Annotated in this window: 4 protein-coding genes and 1 pseudogene; 2 read left to right on the top strand and 3 right to left on the bottom strand. The window is 64.6% G+C overall.

What is annotated here, in order from left to right:
* Positions 1-323: pseudogene (locus G3N97_RS36155) on the top strand (EmrA/EmrK family multidrug efflux transporter periplasmic adaptor subunit); the annotation flags it as partial.
* A gap of 37 nt (positions 324-360) precedes the next feature.
* Positions 361-1,926 (top strand): DHA2 family efflux MFS transporter permease subunit, encoded by a 1,566-nt coding sequence (locus G3N97_RS36150; RefSeq protein WP_065061231.1) that lies wholly within the window; start codon positions 361-363, stop codon positions 1,924-1,926.
* 141 nt (positions 1,927-2,067) lie between these two features.
* Here the strand turns inward: G3N97_RS36150 and truB are convergent, their stop codons facing one another.
* The 3 genes from truB to infB form a co-directional block, all read right to left on the bottom strand.
* Positions 2,068-3,027: a tRNA pseudouridine(55) synthase TruB gene (truB, locus tag G3N97_RS36145; protein ID WP_205997599.1), complete on the bottom strand. Its 960-nt coding sequence runs from the start codon at positions 3,025-3,027 to the stop codon at positions 2,068-2,070.
* A 10-nt stretch (positions 3,028-3,037) separates the two neighbouring features.
* On the bottom strand, positions 3,038-3,403 hold the full coding sequence (gene rbfA / locus G3N97_RS36140; protein ID WP_065061229.1) for a 30S ribosome-binding factor RbfA: 366 nt from the start codon (positions 3,401-3,403) through the stop codon (positions 3,038-3,040).
* 155 nt (positions 3,404-3,558) lie between these two features.
* On the bottom strand, positions 3,559-5,524 hold a 1,966-nt coding region (gene infB / locus G3N97_RS36135), incomplete at its 5' end, for a translation initiation factor IF-2 (RefSeq protein WP_205997598.1).

Raw genomic sequence — 5,524 nt, 5'->3', positions numbered from 1 at the left:
CGCTGCTGCCGGCGCAGAACGCGACGGGCAACTGGATCAAGGTGGTGCAGCGTCTGCCGGTGCGTATCTCGCTGGATCCGGAAGATCTGCAGAAGCATCCGCTGCGTATCGGTCTGTCGATGCAGGTCGATGTCGACATCAAGAACGATGCGGGCAGCCAGCTCGGTAACGCGCAGAACACGGTGTACGAGACGAACGTGTTCGAGAAGTATGGCGATGAAGCCGATGCGGAAATTGCGCGGATTATTTCGCAGAACGCGGGTCCGAACGCCAACAAGGCAGCGCAGGTTTCGTCGGCGAAAACGCCCGCGAAAATGATGTAAGCGCAGCGCCGACACGAAGCGAACAACAAAGCATTCAATGGCAGCACAACAACCCGTCGTCCATCCGCCGCTACAGGGCGCGCAACTCGTGATCGGCACCATTGCGGTGTCGCTCGCGGTGTTCATGAACGTGCTGGACACGTCGATCGCGAACGTCTCGATTCCGTCGATCTCGGGCGACCTCGGGGTCGCCTCCGATCAGGGCACGTGGGTCATCACGTCGTTCGCGGTCGCGAATGCGATCTCGGTGCCGCTCACGGGCTGGCTCACCGAGCGCATCGGCCAGGTGCGCCTGTTCATGGCGTCGATCATTCTGTTCGTGATCTCGTCGTGGCTGTGCGGCCTCGCGCCCACGCTGCCCTTCCTGCTCGCCGCGCGCGTGCTGCAGGGCGCCGTGGCCGGCCCGATGATCCCGCTTTCGCAGACGCTGCTGCTCGCGAGCTACCCACGCGCGAAAGCGCCCATCGCGCTTTCGATGTGGTCGATGACCACGCTGATCGCGCCGGTGGCCGGGCCGATTCTCGGCGGCTGGATCTCCGACAACATCTCGTGGCCGTGGATCTTCTACGTGAACATCCCGGTCGGCATCGCGGCAGCGCTCGCCACGTGGGCGATCTTCCGCAACCGCGACTCGGCCATCCGCAAGGCGCCGATCGACGGCGTCGGTCTCGGCTTGCTGATCGTCTGGGTCGGCTCGCTGCAGATCATGCTCGACAAGGGCAAGGACCTCGACTGGTTCTCGTCGACCACGATCGTCGTGCTCGCGCTCACGGCCGTGATCGCGTTCGCGTTCTTCGTGATCTGGGAACTGACGGCCGAGCATCCGGTGGTCGACCTGTCGCTGTTCGCCCGGCGCAACTTCACGGGCGGCACGATCGCGCTGTCGGTGGGTTACGGGCTCTACTTCGGCAATCTCGTGCTGCTGCCGCTGTGGCTGCAGACCGATCTCGGCTACACCGCGACCGACGCCGGTCTCGTGATGGCGCCGGTGGGCTTCTTTGCGATCCTGCTGTCGCCGATCACGGGCCGCATCCTGCCGCGCACCGATCCGCGCTATATCGCGACCGCCGCGTTCGTGGTGTTCGCGCTGTGCTTCTGGATGCGTTCGCAGTACACGACCGGCGTGGACACCTGGGCGCTGACGGTTCCCACGTTGATTCAGGGTATCGGCATGGCGGGGCTTTTCATTCCGCTCGTCTCGATCACGCTGTCCGGTTTGCCGGGCAACCGCATTCCGGCGGCGTCGGGTCTGTCGAACTTCGTGCGGATCATGTGCGGCGGCATCGGCACCTCGATCTTCGAGACCGCGTGGGACCATCGCACGATCTTCCATCATGCGCGTCTCACCGAGCAGGCCACGCCCACGAGCCCGGTCTTCAATCAGTCGATGCAGCAGATGCAGAACGTGGCCGGTCTCGACCCGTCGCAGGCGCACGGTCTCTTCGACCGCATGGCGACGCAGCAGGCCGCGCAGCTCGGCGTGAACGACCTGTTCTGGATTTCGTCGGTGATCTTTATCGTGCTGATCGCGCTGATCTGGATTACGCGCCCCGAACGCTCGGGCGGCGGCGATGCGGGTGCGGCGGCTTCGGCGGCGCACTGAGGTTCGCATTCAACCTCGCTCACGGCTCGATCGGTTGATCGAGCCGTGAATGCAAAAACGGCACGCACGGTGTGAACCGGCGTGCCGTTTTTTATTGTGCGATGGGCGCTATGACCTGTGCTCCGACCTGCGCCGCGCGAATCAAGCCGCGCCGCTCACCACCAGACGCTCCGGCGCGAGCACGCCGTTACCCGCCTTCGCCACGCCGAGCAGACGCCCCGCTTCATCGTAGACGCGCACGCGATCGGCCGCCTCGCACGCCGCGCGATCGAGCACCAGCTCGTTGAGCGGCAAACGCTGGCCGTGCGTGAAACGGCGCGCCGCGTCGGCGTTCAGCGTGAGCGCCGGAAACGTCGAGAGCAGCGCGTCGACGGGTTGCAGCCAGGTGTCGCGCTGCGGCTCGTCGGCGGCCGTGAGCGCGTCGAGCGTCACCGCATGGTCGAGCGTCAGCGCGCCGACGCCGGTACGGCGCAGCATCACCAGATGCGCGCCGCAGCCGAGCGCCTCGCCGATATCCTCGGCGAGCGTGCGCACATACGTGCCCTTGCTGCACGTCACGCGGAACGTGACGTCCGGAAGATTGCACGCGAGCATGTCCAGCGCGAGTATCGTCACCTCGCGCCCTTCGCGCTCGACCGTCTGGCCCGCGCGCGCGTATTCGTAGAGCGGCTTGCCGTCGCGCTTGAGCGCCGAATACATCGGCGGCACCTGCACGATATCGCCGACGAATTTCGTCATCGCCGCGCGCACGGCGGCTTCGTCGCAGTTCACCTCGCGCGTTTCCACCGCTTCGCCTTCGGCGTCGCCCGTGGTCGTGCGGATGCCCAGACGCAGCGTCGCCTCGTAGGTCTTGTCGGCTTCGAGCAGATCCTGCGAGAACTTGGTCGCCTCGCCGAAACACAGCGGCAAAAGGCCCGTCGCGAGCGGATCGAGCGTGCCCGTGTGGCCCGCCTTCTTCACGCGATACAGACGCTTCGCGCGAATCAGCGCGTCGTTGCTCGACAGGCCGAGCGGCTTGTCGAGCAGCAGCACGCCGTCGAGCAGACGGCGCGGCACTTTAGGGCGAGCCTCGCCCGGATTCTTCTTCGATGATGCTGTCATGCTGGAGACGTCAGTCGTCCTTGGCGCGCGTGGCGTTCGCCTCGTCGATCAGGCGCGACATCTCCACGCCCTTCTCGACCGACTGGTCGTAGTGGAAATGCAGCGTCGGCACCGTATGGATATGCAGGCGCTTGAAGAGTTGATTGTGCAGATGACCCGCGGCGTGATTGAGCGCTTCCTGGGTGGTCTTGGGATCGCCCGTGAGCGTCGTGAAATAGACCTTGGCGTGCGCGTAATCGGGCGTCAGTTCCACGCTCTGGATCGTCACGAGACCCACGCGCGGATCCTTCACTTCGCGCATCAGCTCGGAGAGATCGCGCTGGATCTGATCGGCGATCTGTACGTTGCGATTCGGAGAAGAACGTTTTTTCGGCATGATGGTTCCACCTCATTGGTGCGAGGCATTCAGGCGGCGCGCTTTATCGCTGATTTCGCGGAGCTAAAGCGGCCGCACAAAAAACACGTGCAAAAAGACAAACGGGCGGGGCTGGCCAGCGCCCGCCCCGCCCGTCTTGCGTATGCGCTGGAGACTTACAGCGTACGCGCGACTTCGGTGATCTCGAACACTTCGAGCTGATCGCCTTCGACGATGTCGTTGAAGTTCTTGATCGACATACCGCACTCGAAGCCTTGCTTGACTTCCTTGACGTCGTCCTTGAAGCGCTTGAGCGAGTCGAGTTCGCCGGTGTAGATGACCACGTTGTTGCGGATCACGCGCACCGACGACGAACGCTTGACGAAACCGTCCGTGACCATACAGCCGGCGACCAGGCCAACCTTCGGCACGCGGATCACCTGGCGCACTTCGGCCATACCCGTCACGACTTCGCGCTTCTCCGGCGCGAGCATGCCCGACATCGCCGCCTTCACCTCATCCACTGCGTCATAGATGATGTTGTAGTAACGGATGTCGATGCCGTTCGCTTCGGCAACCTTGCGCGCCTGTGCATCTGCACGCGTGTTGAAGCCGATGATGACCGCCTTCGAAGCCGTCGCCAGGTTGACGTCCGACTCGCTGATCGCACCGACAGCGCTGTGCACGATCTGCACGCGCACTTCGCCGGTCGACAGCTTGAGCAGCGATTGCACCAGCGCTTCCTGCGAACCCTGCACGTCGGCCTTGACGATGAGCGGCAGGTTTTGCACTTCGCCTTCCGCCATCTGCTCGAGCATGTTTTCGAGCTTCGCGGCTTGCTGCTTGGCCAGCTTCACGTCGCGGAACTTGCCTTGACGGAACAGGGCGATTTCACGCGCCTTGCGCTCGTCCGGCAGGACGATGACTTCTTCACCCGCACCCGGCACTTCCGACAGACCCTGGATTTCGACCGGGATCGACGGGCCGGCTTCCTTCGCCGGCTTGCCGGTTTCGTCGAGCATGGCGCGCACGCGACCGTAGGCGCTGCCTGCCAGCACGACGTCGCCGCGATTGAGCGTACCCGACTGAACCAGGATGGTCGCGACCGGACCCTTACCCTTGTCGAGCTTCGCTTCGATCACGATGCCCTTGGCCGGCGCTTCGACCGGTGCCTTCAGTTCCAGCACTTCGGCTTGCAGCAGCACGTTTTCGAGCAGGTCGTCGATACCCGCGCCGGTCTTCGCCGACACCGGCACGAACGGCGAATCGCCACCGTACTCTTCCGGCACGACGCCTTCCGCGACGAGTTCCTGCTTCACGCGCTCCAGATTCGCATCCGGCTTGTCGATCTTGTTGATCGCCACGACGAGCGGCACGCCGCCCGCCTTCGCGTGGGAAATCGCTTCCTTCGTCTGCGGCATCACGCCGTCGTCGGCTGCGACCACCAGAATGACGATGTCGGTTGCCTTCGCACCGCGAGCACGCATGGCCGTGAAGGCCTCGTGACCCGGCGTGTCGAGGAACGTGATGACGCCACGCGGCGTTTCGACGTGATACGCGCCGATGTGCTGCGTGATGCCGCCCGCTTCGCCCGCTGCGACCTTGGCGCGGCGGATGTAGTCGAGCAGCGAGGTCTTGCCGTGGTCGACGTGACCCATGACGGTGACGACCGGCGGACGCGGCAGTTGCTCGGCGTCCGTCGTGGTGGTCGTGCCTTCGACCAGCAGCGCTTCCGGATCGTCGAGCTTCGCGGCAACCGCATGGTGGCCGAGTTCCTCGACGATGATCATCGCCGTTTCCTGGTCGAGCATCTGGTTGATGGTGACCATCTGGCCCATCTTCATCATCACCTTGATGACTTCCGATGCCTTCACCGACATCTTGTGCGCGAGGTCGGCGACCGTGATGGTCTCCGGCACGTGCACTTCACGGACGATCGGTTCGGTCGGCGCCTGGAACGACGATGCGCTGTCCTGATGACGGCCACGGCCCTTCGGGCCGCCGCGCCAGCCGCGGTCCACGCCGCCCGACGAGTCGCCGCGCGTCTTGATACCGCGACGCTTCGATGCGTCGTCCTGCCAGCCGCCCTTGCCTGCGCCCGGCTTCTTGTTGCGGTCGCCCGCGCCGGCACCCGGCGCGCTC

This window comes from Paraburkholderia sp. Ac-20347, assembly GCF_017104805.1.
GTDB lineage: Bacteria > Pseudomonadota > Gammaproteobacteria > Burkholderiales > Burkholderiaceae > Paraburkholderia > Paraburkholderia tropica.
Note: the sequence above shows the minus strand (reverse complement) of the source record. Positions and strands in the feature narration are given on the sequence as shown.

Coding starts and splice junctions, on each gene's coding strand:
- truB (WP_205997599.1), bottom strand. CDS start 3,027: ATGACAGCATCATCGAAGAAGAATCCGGGCGAGGCTCGCCCTAAAGTG.
- G3N97_RS36150 (WP_065061231.1), top strand. CDS start 361: ATGGCAGCACAACAACCCGTCGTCCATCCGCCGCTACAGGGCGCGCAA.
- rbfA (WP_065061229.1), bottom strand. CDS start 3,403: ATGCCGAAAAAACGTTCTTCTCCGAATCGCAACGTACAGATCGCCGAT.